The organism is Rhizobium sp. BT03 (genome assembly GCF_030053155.1).
In the GTDB taxonomy this organism is placed as follows: domain Bacteria; phylum Pseudomonadota; class Alphaproteobacteria; order Rhizobiales; family Rhizobiaceae; genus Rhizobium.
Genome location: NZ_CP125640.1, coordinates 1 through 24,911, shown reverse-complemented (window position 1 = coordinate 24,911; position 24,911 = coordinate 1). Strand labels below are relative to the sequence as shown.

Sequence of the window (24,911 nt, the reverse complement as noted above, 5' to 3'; positions counted from 1 at the left end):
GGACTATGTCCAGTTTTGAACGTTATCTCACCGTGTGGGTGTTTCTCTGCATTGCGGTCGGCGTCACTCTTGGGCATTTGATGCCCGGCGTATTCTATCTCATTGGATCGATCGAGATTGCGCAGGTCAATATTCCGGTGGCGGCACTGATTTGGCTGATGATCATTCCAATGCTGATCAAGATCGACTTCGCGGCGCTGGGCCAGGTCGGCCGCCATTGGCGCGGAATTGGCGTGACCCTCATCATCAACTGGACTGTGAAGCCCTTTTCAATGGCGCTACTCGGTTGGCTGTTCATCGGTTACCTTTTCCGGTCGATGCTGCCCGCGGACCAGATCGACAGCTACATCGCAGGCCTGATTATCCTCGCAGCTGCACCCTGCACCGCCATGGTGTTCGTCTGGTCGAACCTTACCAAGGGCGAGCCGCATTTCACGCTGTCTCAGGTGGCGCTCAACGACGCCATCATGGTCGTCGCCTTCGCCCCGATAGTCGGACTGCTGCTCGGTCTTTCGGCGATTGCCGTACCTTGGGACACGCTGATGATTTCCGTGGTGCTCTATATCGTTTTACCGGTCGCCGCCGCACAGCTTCTGCGCCGAAGTGTCCTCGCGGGTGGCTCGGTCGCTGCCCTCCACCGCCTCCTGAATATTCTCCAGCCGCTTTCGCTTTTGGCGCTGCTGGCAACTCTGGTGCTGCTGTTCGGCTTCCAGGGTGAACAGATCATCGCGCAGCCCGCAGTGATCGGGCTGCTGGCCGTTCCGATCCTGATCCAAGTCTACTTCAATTCCGGACTCGCCTATCTGCTGAACCGAGTGACCGGCGAGGAACATAGCGTTGCCGGACCGTCAGCGCTGATTGGCGCATCGAATTTCTTCGAACTCGCCGTCGCGGCGGCCATCAGCCTGTTCGGCTTCAACTCGGGTGCAGCCCTGGCCACCGTCGTCGGTGTGCTCATTGAAGTGCCCGTGATGTTGTCAGTGGTCTGGATCGTCAACCGCAGCAAAGGTTGGTACGAGCGCGGCGCAGCCGTGCGCTCGGTGTCCACTTCGAAAATCACATCAACAACGAAAGCCTGATCATGAACGTCACCATCTACCACAACCCGGCATGCGGCACCTCCCGCAATACGCTGGCGATGATCCGCAATGCAGGTATCGAACCCACCGTCGTCGATTATCTGGAAACCCCGCCGTCGCGTCAGGAACTGGCCCGGATGATTGCCGATGCCGGCCTCACCGTACGCCAGGCCATTCGCGAGAAGGATACGCCCTACGCCGACCTCGGCCTCCACAATCCCGATCTCAGCGACGACCAGCTTCTCAACGCTATGCTCACGCATCCGATCCTGATCAACCGCCCCTTCGTCGTCACACCGCTCGGCACCCGTCTGTCCCGGCCCTCCGAGCTGGTTCTGGAAATCCTGCCGGAGCCCCACAAGGGCGCCTTCACCAAGGAAGACGGCGAGAAAGTGCTCGATGCTGAGGGCAAGCGGATCGTCTGATCCCGCTTACTTGACGACGGCCGAGCCCTTGACGATTTCGATCGTCTCGCCGCCGTCGAGCCCGATGCGGTCGCCGTCGGGCGTCGTCATGAAGCAGCCGGAGGCGCAGAGGTTTTCCGAAGCGCCGGCGTCGACCACGACTTCGACGCGCTGGCCGCTCTCGGTGATGACGAGCACCACGGCTGCCGGATCGGTGTTGGTGATGGATGCGGCTTCCGCCGCGGGCGCGGCTAGCAGCGGGATAAGCAGAACGGCGGCAAACCTTGCCATCATGTGCGGCGGCGCGGGCGCGCCCTCCCCTCGAACGATCGGTGCTGCCCTCGGCAGCAATCCCGATGGTGGAGATCATGCACATAGACCTGTGAATGATGGCTGAATGAGCCGTTCAGCTCTTCAGGCCATCCGCCGTCCGCCCACGCAGCTGCCGCACCGGCCGCTCCTCGTCCTCGATGGGCTTGTTCTTTGGATCGTCCTGACCGTCCGTCCGCTCTTTGGCGGCATTGGCAAGGACCGGCGGGGCATCGCGATGGATGGTGAGGTCGCTCTGCGGCAGCGGGATCTCGATGCCCTCGGCCTTGAAGCGCCGGAGGATCTCGATCCTCAGATTGTTGCGCACCGTCATGCCGTCGCCCATGTCGGCGAGGAAGAAGCGCAGCTCGAAATCAAGCGAATAGGGGCCGAAGCGCAGGAACTCCACATGCGGTTCGGGATTGCGCATGACGAGCGGTATCTTGGCCGTCAGCTCGAGCAGAATATCCATCACCTGCTGCGGATCGGCATCGTAGCTGACCGAAACCGGGATTTCCGAGCGGCCGATCTTGTTGCGGTGCGTCCAGTTGCCGACCAGGCCGTTGATCAGCTCCGAATTCGGCACGATGATCGACTGCTTGCGGAAGGTCTCGATCTCGGTGGCGCGCACCGAGATGCGTTTGACGATGCCTTCGGCCGTGCCCGATACGACATGGTCGCCGACCTTGAACGGCCGCTCGACGAGCAGGATCAGGCCGGAGACGAAGTTGGAGACGATGTTCTGCAAGCCGAAACCGATGCCGACCGAAAGCGCGGAGGCGACGAGCGCCAGGCTGGACAGATCGATGCCGGCCGATGAAACGCCGATGATCGCCGCCATGCCGACGCCGAGATAGCCGATGCCCGTCTTGACCGAATTGCGCACGCCGAGATCGACATGGCTGCGCGCCATCACATTGCTGTCGAGCCAGCGCTGCAGCCAGCGCGACAGGAGATAGACGCCGGCAAAAAGCAGGATGCCGGTGCAGATGCCGAGCAGCGAGATGCTGATGCCGCCGAGCTTGACCTCGGTGAACAGCCGGTAGGCGATGAGCTGCAGGTCCTGCACATGGAAGCCCCAGAGCAGCAGGATCAGCGGCACGCCGACGACGAGCGCCACCGCATAGATGGCAAGGCCGACGAGCAGGCCGGCCTGGTCGATCGCCACCGGCCCGAGATTGAAGCGGCGGGTCAGGAAGCGCGCGAAGAAGGTATCGCCGAAGCTTTCCTGCCGCGATATCGCCTTGCCTGAAAGCAGGCCGACATACATGGTGGCGACGACAGCGCCGGTAATGATGAGCTGGGTGGCGACGAAGCGCGCCAGTCCGACGTAACCCGCAAGCGCCGTGACGATCAGGCCGGCGCCGACGACGCGCAGGATGATCGCCATGCCGCGCGGCCAATGCCTGCCCGGAGCATCGGGATCGCCGTTCTTCGCCAGCATCGGCTTGCCGAAGGAGGCCACGATCAGGATCATGCCGATGATCAGTGCGGCGATCAGGCTTCTCACAACCGTCAGCACCAGCGGCGAGCCCATCGCTTCACCGATGGAGCCGAAGAAATAATCGAGCCCGTTGATGATAGCCATCGCCAGCAGGCAGTAGCCGATCGAGCGTGCGCCGAGATTGGAAAGGCGCACCAGCCGCCAGCGCGGTTCGTGCGGCGCGAAGATGGCGTTGACGAAGCGGCCGACGAAATAGACGAGCCCGATCGTCCCGAACAACGCACCGATGACGGGCGCGATGTCGGGCCGCAGCACATTGAAACTGTTGAGGAAGAAGAACGACGTGACGAGCAGGACCGCAAGCGCCAGCGTGCGGATCAGCGTCGACCAGAAGGCGATCGACAGCCGGCCGATATAGGACGGGTTCTCGATCGCCTCGTCGCGGCGCAGATAGGCGCCGAACAGCCGGTAGCTGCCGGAGAGCAGAATGAGCGCCGAAGCGAGCGACAGGAAGATCGCGGCAAACAGCGGGAAACGCTTGAACTTCCAGACGAAAGAGGTCCAGCTCGACAAAGCCTGCGAGAATTCGCCGGTCTCGTGCACGAAAGCGCCGGCGGCATCGTCAAGCACCGAGACGGAGATCTCGGTGCGTCTGAAAAGCGTGTCGGCAAAAAGCCGCCGCCGCATCTCGATGATCTCGTTGACGAGCTTCGTCACCGCGATCGACAGATTTTCGGCGTCGCCCGTCACCGCATTGATCTGCGCCCGCTCGGCGGCGAGCGCGTTGCGCTCCTGGGTGACGATCTCGGCTTCGGGAGGCTGGCCATCCTTCGGCGGATCGCCGATCTCGGCAAGCCGGTTCTTGATCTGGTCGAAACGCGGCCTGAGATTGACCGATATGGTGATGACGGCGCGGCTGAGTTCGTCGGCCTTGGTCGCAAGCCCGACCAGGGCATCGTCATTGTCCGCATTCCCTTTGACGCTGTCCTGAAGGGCGACAAACTGGGTCTTCGCCTTCTCGATCTCCTTCGCCGCCTGGTCGAATGGCGTATCCACGGGCGCCGCCGCGGCTGCCTGCGTCTGCGCTTCCTGCGCGAAGGCCGCGTCACCCTCGAAATGCGCGCCGGCAAACGCCAGCGTCACGAGAAGAATGGTGCGAAGCAGGATGGACCTCAGCCGCAAAAGCGCCTCCGGAAAGGTTGTCGTCGGGATGGAATTCCAGCTTTTCCTAGCAAAGAAAGGCGACAGAATGGCGGAAGCTCCCGGAAAAGGTTCAGAAGCCGGCGCCGGGCTTGGAGAGATAATCGCGCTCCCCAGCCGTCGACTCCCGTCCGAGCATGGCGTTGCGGTGCGGAAAGCGGCCATAGGCGGCGATCACGTCGCGATGGCGGATCGCATAATCCAGATATTCGGCGTCGCCGAGGGCGGCGAACAATGCAACCGAGCGTTCCTGCTCGCCAAGGTTTTCGGCATGTTCGAACGGCAGATAGAAGAAGGTGCGGCAGGCGGTCTCGACCGCCTGGTCGGCGCCGGCGGCAAGCGCGAGCTTGGCCTCTCGAAGCGCCAGCCCATCGGTCGCGAACGCAAGCGGCGTGCCGCGATAAATATTGCGGGAAAACTGGTCGAGCACGATGATGGCAGCAAGCCGGCTTTCGGCATCCGCCCGCCATTCGTCACCGATGCCTGCGGCAAGGGCAAGATGCGTCTCGTGAAAACCCTCGCGGATCTCGACGTCGAGTTCCGCCGGCGGCCGGAACCACAGCTCCCGGCCGCATCGGACAAACCAGAAATCGTAAACTTCCCGCGGCGTACGAATCGTCGTCATGTTCGACTTCCCTAACGTTAGACCTCTTATGTCACTCTAGTAAGGTGTTGGAAAGGCTGGATAATGATGTGCCAAGCAGCCCCTCATCCGCCTGCCGGCACCTTCTCCCCGCGCGCGGGGAGAAGGGGGATCGCCGCAAGCTCTCCGTCCCCACGTCTCGTATGGCACGTCCCCTCTCCCCGTCAGAACGGGGAGAGGGTTAGGGTGAGGGGCAGACTTCTTGAAATATGGCCGCCATTGCGCAAAACCCTACTTCCCCTCGCTCAACGAAAACACCAGCGTCGCCTTCGTCCCATCATGTCCGGGATCATAAGCGAAATCCGATTTCAAGCTCGCGGCCATGGCGGTCAATATCCGTGTGCCGAGCCCGGTTCCCCTCGCCGGGCTCTCCGGATCGAACCCCGCCCCGTCATCCTCGACGACAACCCTCAACGCTTCGTCCGTCTGATCGACAAAGACGCGGATCTCGCCCGGCACGCTGTCCGGATAGGCATATTTGAAGGCATTGGTGACGAGTTCGCTGACGATCAGCCCGAGTGTGATCACCTTGTCGGTCGCCAGATTGACCGGCTCGGCGGTCAGCACGATGCGGTGCGGCCGCTTGTCGTCGCGCATCGAGGCTTCGAGTTCGGTGAGCAGGCCGTCCAGATATTCGTCGACCTGCACCGAGCCGACCCGCCGGTTGGTATAGAGCCGGCGGTGCACGCTGGCGATGGCGTTGATGCGCATCTGCGTTTCGTGCAGCGCATCGATCGCCACCTGGTCCTTGGTCATCGAGGATTGCATGCGGATCAGCGCGCCGACGAGGCCGAGGCTGTTGGCGATGCGGTGATTGACCTCGGCAAGCAGCATTTCGGCAAGGTCGCGCTGCTGGCGGATCACCTCCTGCGCCTGCGCCGTCTCGCGGCGAAAACGCGCCCGCTCCAGCGCCTGTTCGAGCGCGGCGGCGAGCAGGTCGAAATAATCGGCCGAGATTCGCTTGAGCATGTAGTCGTCGGCGCCGGCCTTGAGCGCCGCAACCGCGATGCTCGTATCATCAGAGCCCGTCGCATAGATAACCGGCGGATGATCCGGCAGCGCCATGATGCAGGGCAGAATGTCGAGGCCGGTCTCATCAGCCAGGACATGATCGAGCACCACGGCGTCAAAGCCACCTTCGCCGAGCCTGGCAAGGCCGGCGGCACCGTTCTCGGCCCATTCGACCGAAAAGCCCCGCCGGGCCAGGTTCTTCTGCATCAAGAGGGCGAGCCCCTCGTCGTCATCGATATAGAGGATGTGGATCAGGGCATCCGCATCGCCACTAGAATTGCTCATTCCGTCTCCCGGCTTTCTCTCGCAGCGACGACCGCCGGTAGGCGTCCGAGTCGTCCGCATGGCAATGTCGTATTGCATTGGCCGCTTGCGGTAAACAGCGGTTGTCCCTCGCCCTTGCCGCAGGCGGCGCGGAGGAAGGATGTCGCAAAGCCGGCATTTTCAGAACATGACCCCGGCCTGGGAGAGTATCCCATGGAAGCCGTTGAAGGAGATCGGGAAACGGAAAGGCTGAAATGAAATGCCGAGACGCCGAGCGGTCCGATCATTTCCGTCGGCGGGTTAATTTTTCTGGAATTTCCGATGGCCGGATACTTCGGCCCCCGCCTCCGCCGGCAATTGCAGGAAGCGCAGCGACGAGATGACGCCGATCGCGCCGACCACGACGAAAGCCCAGCGGAAATCGGCAAGCGCGGGATTGTCGGCGCCCCTGAGAGCCGAGGCGATATTGAGCACGGCCGCGGCCACCGCGACGCCGAGCAGCATCGACACCTGCTGCAGCATGCTCGACAGCGTCGAGGCCGAGCTTCGCTGCGCCGGGCCGATATCGGCGAAGGCAAGCGTGTTCAGCGCGGTGAACTCCATCGATCGCGACAGGCCGGCAAGGAAAAGCAGCGCATGGATGACAAGCTGCGGCGTATCCGGCGACAGGAAACCGCAGGCGGCGATCGAAAGCGCGGCGATCAGCCCATTGAGCACCAGCACCGTGCGGAAGCCGAAGAAGCGCAGGAGCGGCGTCGTCACCGTCTTCATGCCGAGATTGCCGAGGAAATAGACGAGCAGATAGGTGCCGGCGGCAATCGAGCTCAGCCCGAAGCCGAGCTGGAACAGCAGCGGCAACAGGAACGGCGTCGCATTGATCGCCACCCGGCAGGCCGTGCCCGCCGACAGCGTCGACATCGAGAAGGTCTGGACGCGGAAGGCCGACAGGTCGAGCAGTGGATTGTCGACGGCGAGGAAATGCCGGGTCGCCAACACAGACAGCACGATGCCGGCTGCAAGCATCAGCGTGACGGGCAAAAGCCCGCCGTCCCATTTGACCGAAAGCTCCAGGGCGGCGAGCAGGAAGGTCAGGCCTGCAGCACTCAGAACGAAGCCGGCGAGATCGAGCCGGCCGGGATCGGTTTCCCGCTGCTCCGGCACGAAGCGCAGCACCAGGCCCATGCCGAGAATGCCGATTGGAATGTTGATGAGGAAGTTCCAGTGCCAGCTGGCATAGGTGGTGATGAAGCCGCCGAGCACCGGGCCGACCACGGGTGCGGTCAGCGCCGGCCAGGTGATCAGCGCGATCGCCTGGACGAGCTCGGATTTGCGGGCGTTCTTCAGCACGATGATGCGCCCGACCGGCGTCATCAGCGCGCTGCCAGCACCTTGGACGGCGCGCCAAAGCACGAATTCCGTCAGGCTGCCGGACAGCCCGCAGAACAGCGAGGCGGCAGTAAAGACGGCGATCGATATCAGGAAGATACGGCGCGCACCGAACCTGTCACCGAGCCAGCCCGACAACGGAATGAAAGCAGCCATCGTCAGCATGTAGACAGTGATGCCGATGCTCATCGACACCGGCTGAACGTTAAAGCTCGCCGCCATCTGCGGCAGCGAGGTGGCGACGATCGTGCCGTCGAGGATCTGCATGAAGAAGGAAACGGCAACGACCAGCGCCACGATTTTCGCCTGGCGGCCGCTTGCCGCCTCTTGCCCATTCTCGCTCGTCTCTGCCGTTGTCATCGATCTGCCAATGAAAAGTCTGGATGCCGCGGCAGGAAAACGGGAAGGAAGCTGACTGGAAATCTGCCGCGCGGGGGATACGCGGATACGAACCGCGCACTGGCTGCATACGCCTGTTGCATCCGGCCGGAAAGGCTAAATCTCACATTGCGCGGGAATATTCCCGATGCTGCGGGCGGCGTAAGAAAAAGGCCTCGCCGAAGCGAGGCCAAGTTTGAACCGCTCCCGGGAAAACAGGAGCGGTATGAATTCCCTATCCTGAGGTACGTTGCGCAGCGAGGCCAGATTTCGCCGTATCGGTACGCTCGCGAACGAAATTTTGCAATTCGTCAAAGTATCACCTGTCCTCACCCTTCACGGCGGTGATCGCTGCGCAACTGGTTTATCGCAATGGCGGTGGACAGGGCCTCGTGCGACCGGCAAAAAGACAGGACGACGGCACGAAAACCAAGGGACGAGGCTCAACCGATGAAACACTTCTTCAACCGCAGAGAAAATATCGTCATCGAAGCCTTGGACGGTCTGCTTCTGACAAGCAGCAAGGGCCGTCTTGCCCGCCTAGACAGCTTTCCCGATATCAAGGTGATCTTGCGCGGAGACTGGGACAAGTCGAAGGTGGCGATCATATCGGGCGGCGGCGCCGGCCACGAGCCCTCCCATGCGGGCTTTGTCGGCCGGGGCATGCTGACGGCGGCGGTCTCGGGAGAGATCTTCGCCTCGCCGAGCGTCGATGCGGTGCTGACGGCAATCCGGGCGGTGACCGGTGCGAAGGGCGCGCTGCTGATCGTCAAGAACTACACCGGCGACCGCCTGAATTTCGGCCTTGCCGCCGAAAAGGCCCGCGCCGAAGGCTTCCATGTCGAGATGGTCATCGTCGCCGACGATATCGCCCTGCCCGGCATCAACCAGGCGCGCGGCATCGCCGGCACGCTGTTCGTCCACAAGATCGCGGGCTACCACGCCGAACGAGATGAGGATCTGAAAACGGTCGCGGCCAAGGCTAAAAGTGCCGCCGGCGATATCGTCTCGCTCGGCATGTCGCTTTCCAGCTGCAGCGTGCCCGGCCAAATGCACGAGGACCGGCTTGGCGCCAACGAGGGCGAACTCGGCCTCGGCATCCATGGCGAACCGGGTGTCGAGCGCATCGCGCTGCAGCCGGTCACCGATATCGTCGCCACCATGTCCGCTCGCCTCGCAACGCTTGGCGATGCCGGCGATCATGCACTCCTCATCAACAATCTCGGCGCCGTGCCGCCGCTCGAAATGGCCGTCGTCGCCAATGCAGTACTCTCCTCGCCGCTCGGCCGCCGCGTCCGCCTGACCATCGGCCCGGCGCCCATGATGACCGCGCTCAACATGAATGGCTTTTCGCTGTCGCTGATCCCGCTCGACACCGAGCGTAAGGCCGCACTGACCGCCGATGTCGAACCGCGTGCCTGGATGCCGGCCGTCGAGCGCCATGAGATCGCGATCATTCCCGCGCCGAGGACGGCCACCGCCGAAACCGCAGCCGGCGAACACCCCGGCAACCGGCGCCTGATCGCGGCACTCTGCGAGCATCTGATCTCGCTGGAAGATGAGCTCAACCGGCTGGACGGCCGCGTCGGCGACGGCGATACCGGCTCGACCGTCGCAACGGGCGCCCGCAGCCTGCTCGCCCGCCTCGACACGCTGCCGCTCGACCGGCCGGCGGCCACCCTTGCCGCGATCGGCGATATCCTCGGCACCAGCATGGGTGGATCGAGCGGCGTGCTGCTGTCGATCTTCTTCACCGCGGCAGCCAAGGCAATGGCCGACAAATCAGAGATATCGGCAGCCCTTCTGGCCGGCCTCGACAGGATGACCTTTTACGGCGGAGCCGAAGTCGGCGACCGGACGATGGTCGATGCGCTCTCGCCGGCGCTGCATGCGCTCGCCTCCGGCGGCGTCGCAGCGGCCGCAAAGGCGGCGGCATCAGGCGCGGAATCGACGAAGGCAATGACCAAGGCGAGAGCCGGACGTTCGTCCTATATCGGCGCAAGGGATCTGGCTGATGTGGCCGATCCCGGCGCTGTCGCGGTTGCCGCAGCCTTCGCCGTGGTGGCAGGTCCTTAGACGTAAAGCGCCGCCATCTTCCGCCAAGCAGCCGGCTGAGATAGCGGTTATTGTCGAGGAAGGGATCGGCATCGCCGATTGTCAGCACGATGTCAATCTCGCGCAGCCTGTCCAGCCGCCAGTCCGCGCCGAGGCCTGGCAGAAAATGCGTCGGCGTGTGGTAATAGACGCTGTCGTCGTAATAGCCGTCGAACAGATCGCCGAAGGCTTCCACTTTCATCGTCAGATCGTAGCGCCCGGAAAAGGCGACGAGCTTGCGGAAGAGATGCGGATGGCGGAAGACGAGGCTCGCCGCCTGGAAAGCGCCGAGGCTGCACCCATGCACGATAGTGCAGCAATGCGGGTTCTTCGCCGCCATCAGCGGCAGCACCTCGTTGAGGATATAGTCCTCCAAAGCGGCATGCCGGCGAATACGCTCGGCCGGATGGCGGTGGAAACCGTAAAGGCTGTCTGCCGCCAAGCCCTCGATGCAATAAAGCTGGAGATGGCCGGCCTGCAGTTTCTCGGCAAGGCTCGCGACCAAGCCGAGCTGCTCATATTCGAAAAAGCGCCCTTCCCGCGTCGGAAAAACCAGCACCTTGGCGCCGGCATGGCCGAAAACCAGCATCTCCATGTCTCGATGCAGACGCTGACTGTACCAGCTGAGATATTCGCGGTTCATGGCACCCTGAAGAACGGTCCGATCTTGTCGCGCAGAGCCGCCTCTTGCTCAGCACTTTCAGGGTAGTCGAAATGCCCGGCGTCCAGGATGAAGATTTCATTAAATTGCGGTATCGAATTGGCGACAGCGAACTGGCAGGGCGGCGCTACGGCAGGATCGAAAAGCGCCACTGCCGTCAGCATCGGCACCTTGATCCGCCGCGCGGCCGTCGCCGCATCGTAGAAGCTGAGCGTCTCCAGCACATCTCCATGTTCCGCCTGATATTCCTGCACCGCTTGCGCGCTGCCGACGCTCGGCAGCTTGAGGCGCAGCGGCTGGTGCCCGAAACTCGGCAGCGCGAGATGCCCGCGGTCGATGCGGTCATCATAGGCAATCGCCATCGCCCCGACACCGCCGCCGAAGCTGATGCCGCTATAGCCGATATGCCCTGAAAGCCAGGGATAGACCGCGACGAGCGTCGAGACGGCAAGCCAGACATCCTCGACGCAGCCGCCGATGATATAGGCGTCCTTCTTGTCGATATCGTGCAGCACATGCCAGGAGGGATTTTGCGAAATCGGCGGATGGGCACTGAGCGACAGCCCGCGGCAGCAGGGAAAGATCAGCGCCGTTTCCTTGACCGGCAGCTCGAAATCCGGACGGTCCCGCCCGCCGTAACCATGCCCGACAATGAGGCCGCGCCGCACCTGCCCCTGACGCGGCAGCAACAGCCAGCCGCCGATCCGGAACGCATCCGTGGAGAGATAGACGAGGTCGAGCACGTGCCAGTCTGGATGGGTGAGTTCGCTGCGCGAAAGCGCCGGCTGCGGATCGACCGTCAGTGCCTTCCGGTACCGCGCCTCCCAGAATGCGTCGAAACCATCAGGCTCCTCGGGTGGCTCGATCGCGAGAAGCTCTTCGACCCGCATGCCGTAGCTCGGGTCAAAGGCGAAGGGATGCGTCGTGGGAATGCTCATCCGGACTTTGTCGCGTGAAAGCGACGGCCATGCAAGACGATGTGCGCTCATGCGCAGCGAGCGGGTGGCCGGGGACCTTACCGCAGCATGTCACTAGCGAAGGAGACGCCGGTGGCCGCCCCCGTCCTTCGAGGCCCTGCGGGGCGCCTCAGGATGAGGGCGGAGAGAGGGCACGGCTTGTGTCACGGAAACGTTAGGCGCCGAGCCATGGGAAAATGAAGCCGCCGCTACGCGCTTTTTCGCCTCAGCCTCGATCGAAACGACTGACCTCAAGCCCGCTGCCGACCGGCAGCAGCACGCTTGATATGCCAGGTTTGGCGCGGATGGCTTCGCCGTAGCGTCTCACATCCTCCCCCCGGGCCGGATCATATTGTCGGCGACGATGATCGCGCTCGGATTGAGCTTGGGATAGAAGGCCTCAGGCAGGGAAGGTAGAGATCCTTCCAGAGATCCACGAGCACGAAATCGATGCCCTCGGAAAGCGAGCCGATCATCTGGACGGCGTCGCCGACCTTGAACTCGACATGGTCGGCAAGTCCCGCCTTGACGGCCATGTCGCGCGCATAGGCCGACTTGTAATCGTGCATTTCCATCGTGATCAGCCGGCCGCCGGAGGCACGGGCGGCTTCCGCCAGCCATATCCCGGAATAGCCGAAGGAGGTGCCGAGTTCGAGAATGGTCGGCGCCCGGAGGCTCCGGGCGAGAATATTGATGAACTGCCCGGTCTCCGGTCCGACCGCGCGCAGCCGCTGATCCTGCCCTCCGTCACGGCCGCCGGGAGGCAATTCGCGCGGGCTGCTGCGCTCCGTCTCGATCATCCCGTGATAGATGTCGAGCACTTCCTCGATCCGGTTGTCCATCGGCCCTGCCCTTCTGTCCTCGATTGATGGCTGACATTGCCCAACCGAACTGGCTCAGAAAAGTTAAACTTCGGCAATCATCGGGTTTCGCAGCCTCGATGCGGTTGCACATGCCGCCACGGTCGACTACATCAAATCAGTCAATGGTCGGGTCACCCGGCCACGTAAGCGTTAACGTCACTCAACGCGTATGATCGAACGGCTTTGCGGCTTCGATCTGCGCGACTGTGTCCTGCGGATCGAGTTTCAAAAGCTCCTGAGGACACATGGATAATAATCAATTCAAAGAGCAGACTTCACCCCCCGGCATAGAGCGGGTGCGCCACGAGACGCGCCGGCGCGCACTGACGGTCGAAAGCGTCGTCGACATCACCCCCGGCATGCGCCGCTTCACCCTGACCGGCGACGATCTTGCCGATTTCACCAGCCTTGCCCCCGACGACCACATCAAGATCTTCGTCCCCGCCGCCGATGGCGGAGAGGAACGCCGTGACTACACGCCGCGCTGCTATGACAATGCCGCGCGGATGTTGACCATCGACTTCGCCTTGCACGAGGCAGGCCCGGTGACGCAATGGGCGATCGGCGCACGCCCCGGCGACAGGCTCGAGATCGGCGGGCCAAGAGGTTCCGCGGTGGTCTCGAAGGCGGTGACGCGATGGCTGCTGATAGGCGACGAGACCGCGCTGCCGGCGATCGGCCGCCGGATCGAGGAGAGTGCGGCCGGAACCACCATCACCGCCATTGCCGCCGTCGCCGGCCCGCTGGAAGAGCAGACCTTCGACACCCCAGCCGACCTCGATCTCCACTGGGCGCACCGGCCTCTCTCTAAGGCGACCGACGCCGCTGCCCTGCTGAAACTCCTGCGCGCGGTCGATATCCAGCCGGAAACCTTCGTCTGGGTCGCGGCGGAAGCCTCGGTGACCCGCGATATCCGTGCCCATCTGCTGGAACGAGGTCACCCGCTGAGCTGGATCAAGGCATCCGGCTACTGGGTATTCGGCAAGGCCGATACGACGGAGAAGTTCGGTTAACCCGTAGGACGCCGACGCTGGCCGCCGCTCCGCAAGCCGGGGCGACGGCCGGACACGCCGTTGGAAAGCAGCTGGATTTACATTGCGATTTAATCGGATACGACATATATAATTCTAAGCAATCAGAGCGCTGATAGGATTCATATGCCCACCTCCAAAACCGCCAAACTGCCCGAGATGCCTGCACCCGCCGCCCCAGGTGCGGACGGCCGTAAGCTTTCGAATTTCCTGTGCTTTGCGGTCTATTCGGCCAATCTCGCCTTCGGCCGCGCCTACAAGCCGGTCCTGGACGCACTCGGGCTGACCTACACTCAGTATATCGCCATGGTGGCCCTCTCCGAGGCGGACGATCAGACGGTCAGCATGCTGGGGGAAAAACTGTTCCTCGAATCCAACACGCTGACGCCCATTCTCAAGAAGCTGGAGTCGGTGGGTTTTATCACCCGCCATCGCGACCCCGCTGACGAGCGGCAGGTGCGTGTCAGCCTGACACCGGCAGGACGCGATCTCCTCGAAACCGATCCCAGCTCCGTCCTGATCGACGCCGTCGGCCTCGGCGACGATTTCCCGGTCGTGCAGAAATCGGTGACGCGGCTGCGCGACAACCTGCTGCGGGCGCAGGCCGAACCGGAAAAATCATGATCGCGGCACATGTCGATACTCGGTGACATGCCTGAGATCGCAATCGGCGCATTGATCGGGAATGGGAGCGTTCTTCTCGCCAGGCGAAGTTCGGAGCGCAGGACGCACCCGGATCGGTGGAGCCTGCCGGGCGGCCATGTCGAAGCCGGCGAAGACGCCGAGACGGCAATGCGCCGGGAATTGCTGGAAGAAATCGGCGTGACGCCGCAGCACTGGCTGTTTGCCGGAAAGTTCGTTTCTGAAAGCCCGCCGGGGGCATCCGCCGCCTTCCATGTCTATCACGTCGACCGATGGCAGGGCTCTCCGCGACTTATCGGCGATGAACACACCGCGTTCAGATGGTTTACCGCCGCCGAGATAGAATGCGAAACCGAGCTGGCGCCGCTTCAGCTCAGGGAAATGCTTCTAAACCTGCTCAGGCGGGAGTGACCCGCAAGACACGATGAAGAAGAGTGCCTTCCCCACCCTCCTTCATTCCTGTGCTCGTCACAGGAATCCAGCCACCGCGCGTCCGCGCGGTGAACGACTCCTTGTGATATTTAATATTCTCCCGCGCCCAAGGACTTGGGCGTACTGGATTCCTGTGACAAGCACAGGAATGAAGGAGGACAGGTAGTGCTAACCCCAGCCTACAACACGCACGACCGCGCCACATCCTCCAGAGCGCCCTCCTCCATCATCTCGGCCGCCTTGGCATAACCGCCGCCCATTCCGTCGAGGAAATGCAGGTGCGAATCCGGGCGGCCCGACGGCACGAGGCAGGTCATCAGCGCATGCGACTGGCGGTGCAGTCCGAAGTCGATCTCGCCGCGTGCGCGTGCCGCGATGAGGATGGCTTCGACACTGTCGATCTGCTCAGGCGTGCAGTCCAGGGTCAGGCGCAGGCCATCGTCGAACTTGCGGAAATCCGAATTGGAGGCGACCTCCGACCAGCGTTTTGCGCTGACCTGCTCCGCATGCCCTCTCGCCCTAGCCGTCCCTCCGGAAAGTGGATGGGACCGGCGCGGCGCAGCATCGAAAACCGCAAGTACGCGCTTCGCCAGCGTCGCAAAGACCTCCGGGCGCGTCTGGTCGCGAGGCTCGACCAGCAACGACAGGATCTCGCCGCGCTGGCTCGGAAACGGCGCCCAGTCACAGCTCAAGCCCGTCAGGTCAGGCCGCATCGCATAACGGCCGGGCTTCACCAGAAACCGGCCATTCTTGATCTGCTGCTCCGCCCATTTGAGCCCGCCCCCGGCAAACATCGCATAGGTCGCGCTCTCGGAAGCGGCATAGCGCGCGATCCTGACGTCACGTCCGTTGGCGCGGATTTCGCCGACGGTGACGAGCCCGACACGCAGGTCGAGATGAAGATCGGTTCTGGCGAAGCCCGCGACATCACGCAAGGCCGATGTCGCGGCCATGATGCCGTTCGCCGGCAAGGCGAAGGCTGCTCCGTCTCCGCGAAACACGAAGGGAAAAGCGAACGAACCCCAGGCATTGCCGAGGGCGGCGATGATCGATGCGCCGGCATAATTGACGTCTTCATAGCGCCCCGATCGGATCGCCGCGGTCGAGCTGACGACGTCGGTGATGCCGATCAGCCAATCGTCAGGCAACGGTTCGTAGACATCGGGATCGAGCACAAGCGAAAACTCATCATAGGCCTGGCGCTGCTCTGCCTTGCTGTGGATCATGGCATATCCTCCGGATCGGCAGGGGTTGCTGCCGGCTCAGAAACGGGTCTGCCGCCGATCGGCAGACCCCCGCTTGAAGATGACGGCGCGAGGCCGGCCCTTCCTGTTCAGACGAGCCTGGTTTCGACGTCGATATTGCCGTGAACCGCCTTGGAATAGGGGCAGATGCCATGGGCTGCCTCGATCAGTTCCTCTGCGATCTCGCGATCGATGTCTGCAAGGCTGACATCGAGCCGTGCACGCAGGAAATATGAGCCGTTATCGCCGTTGAGCGTGATCTCGGCATCGACCTCGGGACCGGCTGGCAGCGTGATCTTCCGCTGCGCGGCGGCGAGCTCGATGGCGCCGATATAGCAAGCCGACCAAGCGGCGCCGAACAGGTTTTCGGCCGCCGGATGCGGCTGCGGCAGCTTGATGTCGAGCGTGCCGTCGCTGCTGCGTGCATAGCCGTTACGGCCGCCGGCGATATGGGTCTTGCCGGCGAAAAGAAGCTTCTCAGTCATTGTCGTCTCCTTCGGGTTTGATCATTTGTAGCGCATCCGCTTAAATCGGATGCGCTCTAATACGCCGAGCCAAATTCGATGTCAACAACATTCCGATTTAATCGGATCCGATTTATTTTGCGCAGACGAAAAACGTCAGGGGGCGGCATGCAGGCAGGCTCGACCGGTTGCGCATATTCACGTCTTGTCCGGGAACGAAGCCCTCTATAGGCTCCGCCTCGAGGCTCGGGGCCTCACGAGAAGGCGGAGTTGAGATGTCCTCCATAACCGAAGGCAATGCAGTGCAGTATGGCGACAGCCGCAAGCTTGCCGCCCGCGCCAGGCTCCATACCGAATATACCATCGCCGAAACGGGCTGGTTTCCATGGGTTGCCGCGCAACTGCCCCTGAAACCGGGAGATCGCGTGCTCGATGTCGGCTGTGGGCCGGCATGGTTCTGGGCGGCAACGGCAGGCCTTCTGCCGAAAGATCTGCAGCTGACGCTCGCCGACCTTTCGTCGGGCATGGTCGACGAGGCGGTGGCGCGCTGCAGCGCACTGCCCTTCGCTTCCGTTCAAGGCCGCCGGGCCGATGCCGCAGCACTCCCCTTCGAGGACGGCGTCTTCGATTTCGTGATCGCCATGCACATGCTCTATCACCTGCCCGATCCGGCCGCCGGCATCGCGGAGATGGCAAGGGTGCTGAAGCCTGGCGGCTTTCTCGCCGTCACCACCAACGGCATCGGCAACATGCGCGAAATCTATCGCCTGACGACCGTCTTCGGTAGCGCGCCGACCGATCCGGCCGCCGAAGCCTTTGGATACGCCGCCGCCGAGCAAATGATGCAGTCACAGTTCGGAAACGTCGCCATGTCGCAGTATCCGGCAAGCATGCGGATTACCGAGCCGGAGGATGTCTTCCTGGCCCTGACCTCCTATCCGCCCGGCGAAGGCGCCGACGAGCCTCAGCTTACCCGCTTCCGCCACGCGATCACCGATGCCTTCAGGCAAGGCAGCGGCGCGCTCGATGTCAGCAAGGAGACCGGGCTGTTCCTCAGCAGAAAACCCGCCTGATCGGATCGCGCCTTTCAGGATCGCGGCCGGCCGTCGTCGAACAGCGTGGCAAGCCACTGGTAGTATCGCGGCTGGTTGGTTTTGAGCTGGCTGCGTGAATAGGGCGGCCGGTCGATATCGCCGAACAGATAGACGCTTGCCGTCACAGCGAAGAATTCCCGGTCATTGCTCATCATATAGGAATCGCCCGGCCAGAGCGCCCGACCGCTATTGAAGAATTGTTTGATGTCGGAATTGCCAAATCCGCCTGGGAGCATCCGGTCGTTATAAGCATGGAGAAGCTCATGCAGGATGATCGGTTTGTCGGGCTCGAGCCCCCTGACGCGCAGGTCGATACCGGTCTTGCTGCTGTAATGGCCAGGCCCGAAACCCGCAGCAGCGGGATTGGCCCAGATCCGGATCGTCCGCATGAACTTGAGAATGTCGGGCTTCAGATCGACATGCTCGACGATGTCGAGCTGCCGCTTGACGGCCGTGACCATCTCCCGATCGGGTTCCGCCCCCCTTGCATTGGTGAGATCGACCTGCCATCCGTGATAGTTGAAAACAAGCGCATCGGCCGCCGCCGTTCCTGTTGCTGCAATAGCAAAAGCGATGGCGGCACAAAGCGCCAGGATCTTCGAAATCACCCGCACCGGCCCCTCCTCGGCATGTCCAGCACGAACTGTCGCACAGGCCACACGGCGGCACAATCGCGCGGTCACCGGCATGACACCCGGAAAAGCGGATATTGCCGGAGCGGCCCTCAGACCTTCTCTTTTTTCTTGACCCTTTCCTTCGGCTCGACCGGTGCATCCGGCGTCGGCGCCAGAAGCTTGCGCAGCGATGCGATCTTGTCCTTCACCAGTGGCCGGAAGCGCGTCGCGCGATAGGGCATGTCGGCCGCACCGTAACCTTCCGGCCCGTCGTCATTGCCGCGATGGATTTCCGCGAGCTTCACCCCGATGAACGTGCCGTCGACATAATGGGTGTATTCACCCACCCAGCGGATCGTATAGATCTCGCCTTTGCGAATGAGCTGGTCGATGCTGACATGCTTGAAGGTGTCGTTGATGCAGACGACCTTCTGGCCGACATGGAAATCATAGCTCATGGATCCAACTCTCAAACGGCAAACCGCCCGACCGATCTATAACGCGCCGGACGGCAGGGATGAACCATTTTCTGCCAGCGGGCCTATTTGCCGCGACAACAGCCGCACCCGCGCAGCACGGTTCAAGGCAAAGCATATCAGTCGCAATAGACCTTGCCGCTCTTGCGGGAGCGAAGGTCGAAGTGGAAGTGGTTCCAGTGTTCGGGGTTGCTGCCCGGCCCGAGCACCGTGTTGAAATAGCGGCAGCTATCGGTGCGCACCGCCTTCAGGAGCCGACCCTCGCGCAGCGAAAACAGCCCCTTCTTGCGCACGTCGATCTCGTGGCCGTTCTTCAGCACGAACTTGCCGACGTCGATGGCGTTGCCGCGGGCGTGTTCCGACATCGGATTGTATCGCTGCCGGCTGTTGTTCATGCGACGGCAGGAATAGCCTCCGAGCGGCTGGATCGTTCTGATGCCGCTCCAGTAGCGGTAGCGGGCGGACGGCGCCAGCTCGTTCTTCACCCATTTGGCGAAGGCGAGCGTCACCTGGCAGTTCAGCGTCACCGCCGGCTTGACGCCGATATTGCCGGAAAGCCCCTTCAGCGATACCGGATACGGCACCTGGCAGGCCGGCCCGTTCGAGATCGGCGGCTTCTCGTCAAAGAGCACACCCATGCGCTTCAGCTCGCGCCGGCAGGCAAGCTCGGAGGCCGGCATGACGCTCGGATCGACGGGGGCTGCCGGCTCGCTCATCATCGGATTGTTCGGCCGCAGCATCGCGACCTCTTCGCTTTCGTCCTCTTCCGGAACGCGCGTCGGCGCCACCACAGGGCTGCCGTCGTTCCAGGCGGGCGCCCGGCTCATTTGCGCCTGTGCCGCCGGCTGCGGCATTGCCTGCGGTGCGGACTGGTTCAGCTGCGTCGGATTGTCGGTGCCGATCCCGTCGACGACGGGCTCTGTCGCATTGCCCTCGGCGATCTGCTGCTGTTGCTCCTGCGCCAACCCGACGACGGGTTCAGCTCCGAGTTCGTCATCCATATTGACGCCGCCGGAAGGGATCGCAAGGTTCTGCGTGCCGCCCCAATTGTCGCTCGGCTGGCCCGCCGCCAGCGCCTCGTCGCTGTCGATCATCGGCAGCCTGCGCCCGTTCTGCGCCTTTGGGGCGGCATGACCGGTGCCGGCAAGGTTCGGCGTGTCGAGATAATCGACGGAACCCTGGCTGTTGCCGACGGGCGCACTGGAGACGGGATAGGAGGCCTGGCTTTCCGCGGGCGCGAGGCGCTCCGCACGCGCCATGCGCACGGCAGGCGCCATCCGGGCTGCGCCCCGTGCCGGCGAGATCGAGCTGACCCTGGTTCCGCTGTCGACATTGGCTGGCGGCACGAGCCCGTCGCTGATCGAACATGTGGTCAGCGCCACCGAGAGCAGCAGAGGCAAAAGGGATCGCCGTGGAAAGGAAACAAACGCCATACTCTTATCGCTTCCGCAGGCCGACTGGGCAGTGACAGAAAAAACTCACTCCAATTTTAGTTAAAAACGGTGAATGAAAACTTACCGGCACAATCTGAACGCGACGGAGGGGAAAAAGGCCGCTTTCGCGGCCTTTGATCTGTCGTTTAACTCACGCTGCCCGTGTGTACCGGGCTCCAGGCGATTGCCCTGCCCCGCGCAGGCGGAAATTCGAAAGCAGCGTCTTCAGCTGGGTGCTCTCGTCGGCGAGCGTGCGGCTTGCCGCCGTCGTCTCCTCGACCATTGCGGCATTCTGCTGCGTCATCTGGTCCATATGGTTGACGGAACCGTTGATCTCGTTCAGCCCGGTCGACTGTTCGCGTGCCGCGGTCGCGATCGAGGCGACGTGATCGTTAACCTGGTTGACCAGCGCCTCGATCTCGAGCAGCGCCTCACCCGTCGAGCGAACCAGCGCCACCCCGCCCTCGACCTCCGTCGCCGACCGGCTGATCAGTTCCTTGATCTCCTTGGCCGCATTGGCCGAACGCTGGGCGAGTTCGCGCACTTCCTGGGCGACGACGGCAAAGCCGCGGCCCGCCTCGCCCGCCCGCGCCGCCTCGACGCCGGCATTCAGCGCCAGAAGGTTCGTCTGGAAGGCGATCTCGTCGATGACCGAGATGATCTGATTGATGCGGCTCGACGATTCCTCGATCCGGCCCATCGCCGTCACCGCGTTGCGGACGATGTCGCCGGAGCGTCCGGCGCTCGCCTTGGTCTCGGCCACCATCTCGCGCGCTTCGTTCGCCCGCTCGGATGCCGTCTTGACCGTGGCGGTGATCTCGTCGAGCGCTGCCGCCGTCTCTTCGAGTGCGGCCGCCTGCTGTTCCGTCCGCTTCGACAGGTTGCCGGTCGCTTCGCTGATGTCGGAAGCGCTCTCGTTGACGACGCGGCTCGATTCGGCGATCGCGTGGATGACGCCGTTCAGCGCATCGACGGCGGCGTTGAAATCGCCTCTCAGCTTGGCGTAATCCTCGCCGATGTCGCCGATCGCAACCGTCAGGTCGCCGCCGGCGAGCTTCTCCAGGCCGACGCCGAGCGCCTGCATCGCAAGCGTCTGCCGCTCGGAGGCCGAACGCAGGCTTGCCTCGTTGCCGCGGCGCTCGTCTTCGATCTGCCGCTGTCTCTCGTCTTCCCGCCCGCGCAGCGCGCTGCGCTCGTCGACGGAATCACGCAGCACCAGAAGCGCCTTGGCCATCTGGCCGATTTCGTCGCGACGATCGCTGCCGGCGATTTCCACCGATGCTTCTTCGGCGGCGATCGCGTTCATCGCCGTCTTCAGCCGGGCGATCGGCACGGTGACGCTGCGCACGATGGCATAGGCGATGGCAATCGTGGCGGCCGCACCGAGTAGGCAGAGCACCGCCGCCCAGATCGCATTCTGGCGATAGAGCGCGGCAAGGTCATCGGCATAAACGCCGGTGCCGACGATCCAGCCCCAGGGCTCGAAGCCGGCGACATAGGAATATTTCAGCACCGGCTCGTCGGCGCCAGGCTTCGGCCAGTAGTAGTCGACGAAGCCCTTGCCGTCCTTCTTCACCTTGTTGACGAATTCGACGAACAGGAACTTGCCGTTCGGATCCTTCATCTGCGAAATGTCGGTGCCATTGAGCGCCGGCTTGATCGGATGCATCACCATTGTCGGATGCATGTCGTTGATCCAGAAATAGCCGTCGGCGCCGTAGCGCATCGCGCCGATCACGTCCTTGGCGGCCGCCTGGGCCTGCTCGCGGGTCAGGGTGCCCGCCTGCTCCATCTTGTAATATTTGTCGAAGATGCCGATCGCCGTCGCCTCCATCTTCTCCAGCCCCGCCTTCCGCTCCGCCTGCAGCTCGGAATAGGAATAGTTCAGAAAGAACACCATCGTCGCCGCGAGCACGGCAAGCGTGAAGCCGACGAGGCAGTAAAGGCGTGTGGAAATCTTGATGTTGCGCATGAGGTTCCCGGCGATTCTTCTATGTGAATTCGCGCACATACTGAAGCAGCGGAATTACTGGAGCGTAAAGTTTAATGAGAAGATGATTAAATAACGTAAGGTGAGTCTTGGGTGCCGGAAATCAAAGGCTTGAAATCGAATGAAATTTCAAACGACAACGGCGACAACAATTTTCCGCCAAGCCGCCTGCAGCACCCTCCTATGCCGTCTTTTACAGCCCATGGCCTTTGCACTAGGGTGCTCTCAGTGAATCGTCGGCCGATGCCGCACCAGATGGAGACCCCTCAATGACCGATGCCGCCAAGCCAAGAGGCGAACTGACGCTGCGCACGCTCGCCATGCCGGGCGATGCCAATCCGGCCGGCGATATCTTCGGCGGCTGGGTCATGGCGCAGATGGACCTTGCCTCCGGCATTCGCGCCGCCGAGCGCGCCAAGGGCCGCGTCGTCACCGCCGCCGTCAAGGAAATGGCCTTCGAACTGCCGGTCAAGATCGGCGATACGCTGTCGGTCTATACCGATATCGACCGCGTCGGCCGCACTTCGATCACGCTGATCGTCGAAGCCTGGGCGCATCGTTCCCGCTACGCCAAGATGGAAAAAGTCACCGCCGGCACCTTCATCATGGTGGCGCTTGATGAAGAGGGCAAACCGAAGATCGTCCCCGCGGAGTGACAAGTTAACGCCGGGGGATAAGGGATGGAAACGGTCGGCTCGCCGGAGGTCTTCCTTCACATCAAGGTGGTGATGGCCATGGTCATCAGCCTTTCGCTGGCGCGGCTCCTGACCGGCGTTGCCGGCATCGTTCAGCATCCCGGCAAGGCGAAGGTCTATGCCGTTCATCTCGGCTGGGCGCTGTCGCTGTTCCTGTTCATCGTCCATATCTGGTGGTGGGAATACCGCCTGCAGGCCGTGCCGGCCATCGGCTTCGGCATCTATCTCTTCCTCGTCTGCTTCTGCAGCCTGTTCTTCCTGCTCTGCGCCCTGCTCTTCCCGGCATCGCTCGACGAATATGGCGGCTACGAGGAATATTTCATTTCCCGCCGCAAATGGTTCTTCGGTATCCTCGGTCTTATCTATGCCGTCGATATCCTCGACACGGCGATCAAGGGGCCGGAGCGTATTCTCTCACTCGGCTGGGAATATCCCGCCCGCAACATCGCCTACATCCTGCTGTGCGCCCTCGCCGCCTGGACCCCCAACCGCCGCTTCCACACCACCTTCGTCATCGCCAACCTGGCCTACCAAGTCAGCTTCATCTTCCGGCTTTATGATGTGCTGGGGTGAGGAGCGGGCGGGCAAAGCCCGAGCAATCGATCCAGTGAATCGATTGCAGCGACGAACGCTCTGAGCTTGAAGCGAAGATGCCGGGCAGCGGCTTGCTCCACAAATCTGCGTCTCAAGCCCGCGCCTGTCTACAGCCTCATCCTGAGGCGTCCCGCAGGGGCCTCGAAGGACGAGGCTGGCCACCCGCTTCGCCAAATGCCAAGGCTGGCTTGGCGCCAAGCCACCCGCCCCCGTGGTTCGAGACGGCCCTTCGGGCCTCCTCACCATGAGGGCTGGTCGGGTGCCGTGCCGCCCCGCCTCTCCGCACAGTGCCCGTCACTCAGAAGAGCAAGAAAATCGCCGCCCCTCACACCTTCAAAAACTGCGACCCCTTATCAAACCCCAACCCCGGAAAGATTTTCCCCGTCAGATCGCCCACGCCGACATCGAACTGCCGATAGAGCATCGCCGCCGCCACCTCGCGCATGTCGGCGGTCGGCATCAGGTCGCGGTCGTCGAGCAATTGGCCGTCGCCGATGCCGGGCCAGCGGCCGAGGATGCGGCCGCCGTTGATGGCGCCGCCTGATAGCAGCGCGCAGCCGCCGGTGCCATGGTCGGTGCCGGCGGAGCCGTTCTGACGGGCGGTCCGGCCGAATTCGGTCATCGCAAGCACCACGGTCTTTGCCCAGATCTCGGCCCCAAGCGTCGTCTTCAGCGTGTTGATCGCCTGCGCCAGATCCTGCGCCGGCCGCTTGAACTGGCCGGCCTGGCCGATATGCGTGTCCCAGCCGGTGATGGAGAAGCTGGCGATGCGGTAATCGCCTTTCAGCATATTGGCCGCAAGCTCTGCCACATCGGCAACCTTTTCGCCGCGCTGACCGTCCGGCTCGACCATCATCGCGGCGCTGTCGGCCCGCGTCGCCTCGGCGAGTGCTGCGGCAAACGGCGGATCGCCGGCATAGAGCCGCGCCAGGAATTGCATCTCGTCACGCGCCGGCGCCAGATTGGAATCCGACGCCCAGACATCGACGTCGTTCGGTCCGGAGAGGATCAGTTCGGTCGAGGTATTGACGTCGATCGCCTTGCGCGCGTTCGAGCGCGGAATGACGGCAAGCGCCCGGTTCAGCCAGCCGGTCTTTTCCTCGGCGACATGCTCGCCGCCGGATTCCAGCATGTCCTGTCCGTCGAAATGGCTGCGCTGATCGCGATAGGGCGTCGACACCGCATGCACGAAGGCGAGCTCCTTGCTTTTCCAGAGCGGCATCAGATCGACGGCGGCGGGATTGAGGCCGAAATGCCCGTCGAGATCGAGAAGCCCGGTATCTGGCGTCAGCGCCAGCGTCGGTCGGAGCGCGGCAAAGCCGGCATCGCCATAGGGCTGCACCAGATCCAGCCCATCCATCGCGCCGCGCAGCACGAGGGTGACGAAGCGGTTGTCGCCTGGCATGGCCGCGAAGGTGACCGGCGTGAAGACGGGAGCGGCGGCGAGACAGCAGGCCGAGGTCAGAAAGCTGCGGCGGGAAAGCGAGAGCCTGTTCATCGACAGCGTCAT

At 62.9% G+C, this 24,911-nt stretch carries 22 protein-coding genes and 2 pseudogenes; 9 read left to right on the top strand and 15 right to left on the bottom strand.

Translation table 11 applies throughout. The annotated features are described in order from the left end of the window. Positions 1-5: 5 nt before the first annotated feature. Positions 6-1,079 (top strand): ACR3 family arsenite efflux transporter, encoded by a 1,074-nt coding sequence (arsB, locus tag QMO80_RS00120; protein ID WP_283198369.1) that lies wholly within the window; start codon positions 6-8, stop codon positions 1,077-1,079. Between the two features lie 2 nt (positions 1,080-1,081). Beyond that, the gene (gene arsC / locus QMO80_RS00115; RefSeq protein ID WP_283198368.1) at positions 1,082-1,504 is read left to right on the top strand and encodes an arsenate reductase (glutaredoxin); all 423 of its coding nucleotides are present in this window, start codon (positions 1,082-1,084) and stop codon (positions 1,502-1,504) included. 6 nt (positions 1,505-1,510) lie between these two features. Here the strand turns inward: arsC and QMO80_RS00110 are convergent, their stop codons facing one another. The 5 genes from QMO80_RS00110 to QMO80_RS00090 all read right to left on the bottom strand — a co-directional run bounded on the left by QMO80_RS00110 (position 1,511) and on the right by QMO80_RS00090 (position 8,100). After that, complete coding sequence (locus QMO80_RS00110; protein WP_049731840.1) at positions 1,511-1,777, bottom strand: hypothetical protein; 267 nt, start codon at positions 1,775-1,777, stop codon at positions 1,511-1,513. Between the two features lie 112 nt (positions 1,778-1,889). Beyond that, positions 1,890-4,418 (bottom strand): mechanosensitive ion channel family protein, encoded by a 2,529-nt coding sequence (locus QMO80_RS00105; RefSeq protein ID WP_283198367.1) that lies wholly within the window; start codon positions 4,416-4,418, stop codon positions 1,890-1,892. Positions 4,419-4,509: 91 nt separating this feature from the next. Continuing rightward, positions 4,510-5,061 carry a DUF924 family protein gene (locus tag QMO80_RS00100; protein ID WP_283198366.1) on the bottom strand — a complete coding sequence of 184 codons (552 nt, stop codon included), beginning with the start codon at positions 5,059-5,061 and terminating at the stop codon, positions 4,510-4,512. Positions 5,062-5,310: 249 nt separating this feature from the next. Beyond that, a complete protein-coding gene (locus tag QMO80_RS00095) occupies positions 5,311-6,375 on the bottom strand; it encodes a sensor histidine kinase (protein ID WP_283198365.1) in 1,065 nt (354 codons plus the stop codon). 279 nt (positions 6,376-6,654) lie between these two features. Further along, positions 6,655-8,100: an MFS transporter gene (locus QMO80_RS00090; protein ID WP_283198364.1), complete on the bottom strand. Its 1,446-nt coding sequence runs from the start codon at positions 8,098-8,100 to the stop codon at positions 6,655-6,657. A gap of 468 nt (positions 8,101-8,568) precedes the next feature. On the opposite strand from QMO80_RS00090, the gene QMO80_RS00085 reads away from it, so the two are divergent. Further along, on the top strand, positions 8,569-10,194 hold the full coding sequence (locus QMO80_RS00085; RefSeq protein ID WP_283198363.1) for a dihydroxyacetone kinase subunit DhaK: 1,626 nt from the start codon (positions 8,569-8,571) through the stop codon (positions 10,192-10,194). 25 nt (positions 10,195-10,219) lie between these two features. On the opposite strand, the pseudogene QMO80_RS00080 reads toward QMO80_RS00085, so the two are convergent. From QMO80_RS00080 to QMO80_RS00070, 3 genes and pseudogenes are all read right to left on the bottom strand, one after another. Then, positions 10,220-10,855 (bottom strand): annotated as a pseudogene (locus tag QMO80_RS00080) (esterase family protein); the annotation flags it as partial. Further along, complete coding sequence (locus QMO80_RS00075; RefSeq protein ID WP_283198362.1) at positions 10,852-11,811, bottom strand: acetylxylan esterase; 960 nt, start codon at positions 11,809-11,811, stop codon at positions 10,852-10,854. The gene QMO80_RS00075 and the pseudogene QMO80_RS00080, both read right to left, overlap by 4 nt. Positions 11,812-12,055: 244 nt before the next feature. Further along, positions 12,056-12,671, bottom strand: a pseudogene (locus QMO80_RS00070) (O-methyltransferase). Between the two features lie 266 nt (positions 12,672-12,937). Here QMO80_RS00070 and QMO80_RS00065 point away from each other — a divergent pair. The 3 genes from QMO80_RS00065 (at position 12,938) to QMO80_RS00055 (ending at position 14,776) form a co-directional block, all read left to right on the top strand. Beyond that, entirely contained in the window at positions 12,938-13,705 is a 768-nt protein-coding gene (locus QMO80_RS00065; RefSeq protein WP_283198361.1) for a siderophore-interacting protein, read from the top strand. Between the two features lie 144 nt (positions 13,706-13,849). Next, a complete protein-coding gene (locus tag QMO80_RS00060) occupies positions 13,850-14,347 on the top strand; it encodes a MarR family winged helix-turn-helix transcriptional regulator (RefSeq protein ID WP_283198360.1) in 498 nt (165 codons plus the stop codon). Between the two features lie 27 nt (positions 14,348-14,374). Next, the gene (locus QMO80_RS00055; protein WP_283200253.1) at positions 14,375-14,776 is read left to right on the top strand and encodes an NUDIX hydrolase; all 402 of its coding nucleotides are present in this window, start codon (positions 14,375-14,377) and stop codon (positions 14,774-14,776) included. Between the two features lie 200 nt (positions 14,777-14,976). On the opposite strand, the gene QMO80_RS00050 is transcribed toward QMO80_RS00055, so the two are convergent. Together QMO80_RS00050 and QMO80_RS00045 are read right to left on the bottom strand one after the other, a co-directional pair. Next, a complete protein-coding gene (locus QMO80_RS00050) occupies positions 14,977-16,023 on the bottom strand; it encodes a DUF3095 family protein (RefSeq protein WP_283198359.1) in 1,047 nt (348 codons plus the stop codon). 107 nt (positions 16,024-16,130) lie between these two features. Continuing rightward, positions 16,131-16,526 (bottom strand): Ohr family peroxiredoxin, encoded by a 396-nt coding sequence (locus tag QMO80_RS00045; RefSeq protein ID WP_283198358.1) that lies wholly within the window; start codon positions 16,524-16,526, stop codon positions 16,131-16,133. A gap of 254 nt (positions 16,527-16,780) precedes the next feature. Between QMO80_RS00045 and QMO80_RS00040 the strand changes: the two genes are divergently transcribed. Further along, positions 16,781-17,578 (top strand): class I SAM-dependent methyltransferase, encoded by a 798-nt coding sequence (locus QMO80_RS00040; RefSeq protein ID WP_283198357.1) that lies wholly within the window; start codon positions 16,781-16,783, stop codon positions 17,576-17,578. A gap of 14 nt (positions 17,579-17,592) precedes the next feature. Here QMO80_RS00040 and QMO80_RS00035 read toward each other — a convergent pair whose 3' ends face one another. From QMO80_RS00035 to QMO80_RS00020, 4 genes are all read right to left on the bottom strand, one after another. After that, positions 17,593-18,213 (bottom strand): hypothetical protein, encoded by a 621-nt coding sequence (locus QMO80_RS00035; protein ID WP_283198356.1) that lies wholly within the window; start codon positions 18,211-18,213, stop codon positions 17,593-17,595. Positions 18,214-18,323: 110 nt separating this feature from the next. Beyond that, positions 18,324-18,671 carry a CAP-Gly domain protein gene (locus QMO80_RS00030; RefSeq protein ID WP_283198355.1) on the bottom strand — a complete coding sequence of 116 codons (348 nt, stop codon included), beginning with the start codon at positions 18,669-18,671 and terminating at the stop codon, positions 18,324-18,326. A 137-nt stretch (positions 18,672-18,808) separates the two neighbouring features. Then, complete coding sequence (locus QMO80_RS00025; protein ID WP_283198354.1) at positions 18,809-20,122, bottom strand: extensin family protein; 1,314 nt, start codon at positions 20,120-20,122, stop codon at positions 18,809-18,811. 151 nt (positions 20,123-20,273) lie between these two features. Beyond that, positions 20,274-22,094: a methyl-accepting chemotaxis protein gene (locus QMO80_RS00020; RefSeq protein ID WP_283198353.1), complete on the bottom strand. Its 1,821-nt coding sequence runs from the start codon at positions 22,092-22,094 to the stop codon at positions 20,274-20,276. Positions 22,095-22,381: 287 nt separating this feature from the next. On the opposite strand from QMO80_RS00020, the gene QMO80_RS00015 reads away from it, so the two are divergent. Together QMO80_RS00015 and QMO80_RS00010 are read left to right on the top strand one after the other, a co-directional pair. Next, positions 22,382-22,768, top strand: a complete 387-nt coding sequence (locus tag QMO80_RS00015; RefSeq protein WP_071088984.1) for an acyl-CoA thioesterase — start codon at positions 22,382-22,384, stop codon at positions 22,766-22,768. Positions 22,769-22,792: 24 nt separating this feature from the next. Continuing rightward, positions 22,793-23,380, top strand: a complete 588-nt coding sequence (locus QMO80_RS00010) for a hypothetical protein (RefSeq protein ID WP_283198352.1) — start codon at positions 22,793-22,795, stop codon at positions 23,378-23,380. A gap of 346 nt (positions 23,381-23,726) precedes the next feature. On the opposite strand, the gene QMO80_RS00005 is transcribed toward QMO80_RS00010, so the two are convergent. After that, positions 23,727-24,911 (bottom strand): DUF1501 domain-containing protein, encoded by a 1,185-nt coding sequence (locus QMO80_RS00005; RefSeq protein WP_283198351.1) that lies wholly within the window; start codon positions 24,909-24,911, stop codon positions 23,727-23,729.

Coding starts and splice junctions, on each gene's coding strand:
- QMO80_RS00060 (WP_283198360.1), top strand. CDS start 13,850: ATGCCCACCTCCAAAACCGCCAAACTGCCCGAGATGCCTGCACCCGCC.
- QMO80_RS00010 (WP_283198352.1), top strand. CDS start 22,793: ATGGAAACGGTCGGCTCGCCGGAGGTCTTCCTTCACATCAAGGTGGTG.
- QMO80_RS00075 (WP_283198362.1), bottom strand. CDS start 11,811: ATGAGCATTCCCACGACGCATCCCTTCGCCTTTGACCCGAGCTACGGC.
- QMO80_RS00030 (WP_283198355.1), bottom strand. CDS start 18,671: ATGAGCTATGATTTCCATGTCGGCCAGAAGGTCGTCTGCATCAACGAC.
- QMO80_RS00025 (WP_283198354.1), bottom strand. CDS start 20,122: ATGGCGTTTGTTTCCTTTCCACGGCGATCCCTTTTGCCTCTGCTGCTC.
- QMO80_RS00085 (WP_283198363.1), top strand. CDS start 8,569: ATGAAACACTTCTTCAACCGCAGAGAAAATATCGTCATCGAAGCCTTG.
- QMO80_RS00055 (WP_283200253.1), top strand. CDS start 14,375: ATGCCTGAGATCGCAATCGGCGCATTGATCGGGAATGGGAGCGTTCTT.
- QMO80_RS00020 (WP_283198353.1), bottom strand. CDS start 22,094: ATGCGCAACATCAAGATTTCCACACGCCTTTACTGCCTCGTCGGCTTC.
- QMO80_RS00050 (WP_283198359.1), bottom strand. CDS start 16,023: ATGATCCACAGCAAGGCAGAGCAGCGCCAGGCCTATGATGAGTTTTCG.
- arsB (WP_283198369.1), top strand. CDS start 6: ATGTCCAGTTTTGAACGTTATCTCACCGTGTGGGTGTTTCTCTGCATT.
- QMO80_RS00005 (WP_283198351.1), bottom strand. CDS start 24,911: ATGACGCTGTCGATGAACAGGCTCTCGCTTTCCCGCCGCAGCTTTCTG.
- QMO80_RS00095 (WP_283198365.1), bottom strand. CDS start 6,375: ATGAGCAATTCTAGTGGCGATGCGGATGCCCTGATCCACATCCTCTAT.
- QMO80_RS00090 (WP_283198364.1), bottom strand. CDS start 8,100: ATGACAACGGCAGAGACGAGCGAGAATGGGCAAGAGGCGGCAAGCGGC.
- arsC (WP_283198368.1), top strand. CDS start 1,082: ATGAACGTCACCATCTACCACAACCCGGCATGCGGCACCTCCCGCAAT.
- QMO80_RS00100 (WP_283198366.1), bottom strand. CDS start 5,061: ATGACGACGATTCGTACGCCGCGGGAAGTTTACGATTTCTGGTTTGTC.
- QMO80_RS00065 (WP_283198361.1), top strand. CDS start 12,938: ATGGATAATAATCAATTCAAAGAGCAGACTTCACCCCCCGGCATAGAG.
- QMO80_RS00045 (WP_283198358.1), bottom strand. CDS start 16,526: ATGACTGAGAAGCTTCTTTTCGCCGGCAAGACCCATATCGCCGGCGGC.
- QMO80_RS00040 (WP_283198357.1), top strand. CDS start 16,781: ATGTCCTCCATAACCGAAGGCAATGCAGTGCAGTATGGCGACAGCCGC.
- QMO80_RS00110 (WP_049731840.1), bottom strand. CDS start 1,777: ATGATGGCAAGGTTTGCCGCCGTTCTGCTTATCCCGCTGCTAGCCGCG.
- QMO80_RS00015 (WP_071088984.1), top strand. CDS start 22,382: ATGACCGATGCCGCCAAGCCAAGAGGCGAACTGACGCTGCGCACGCTC.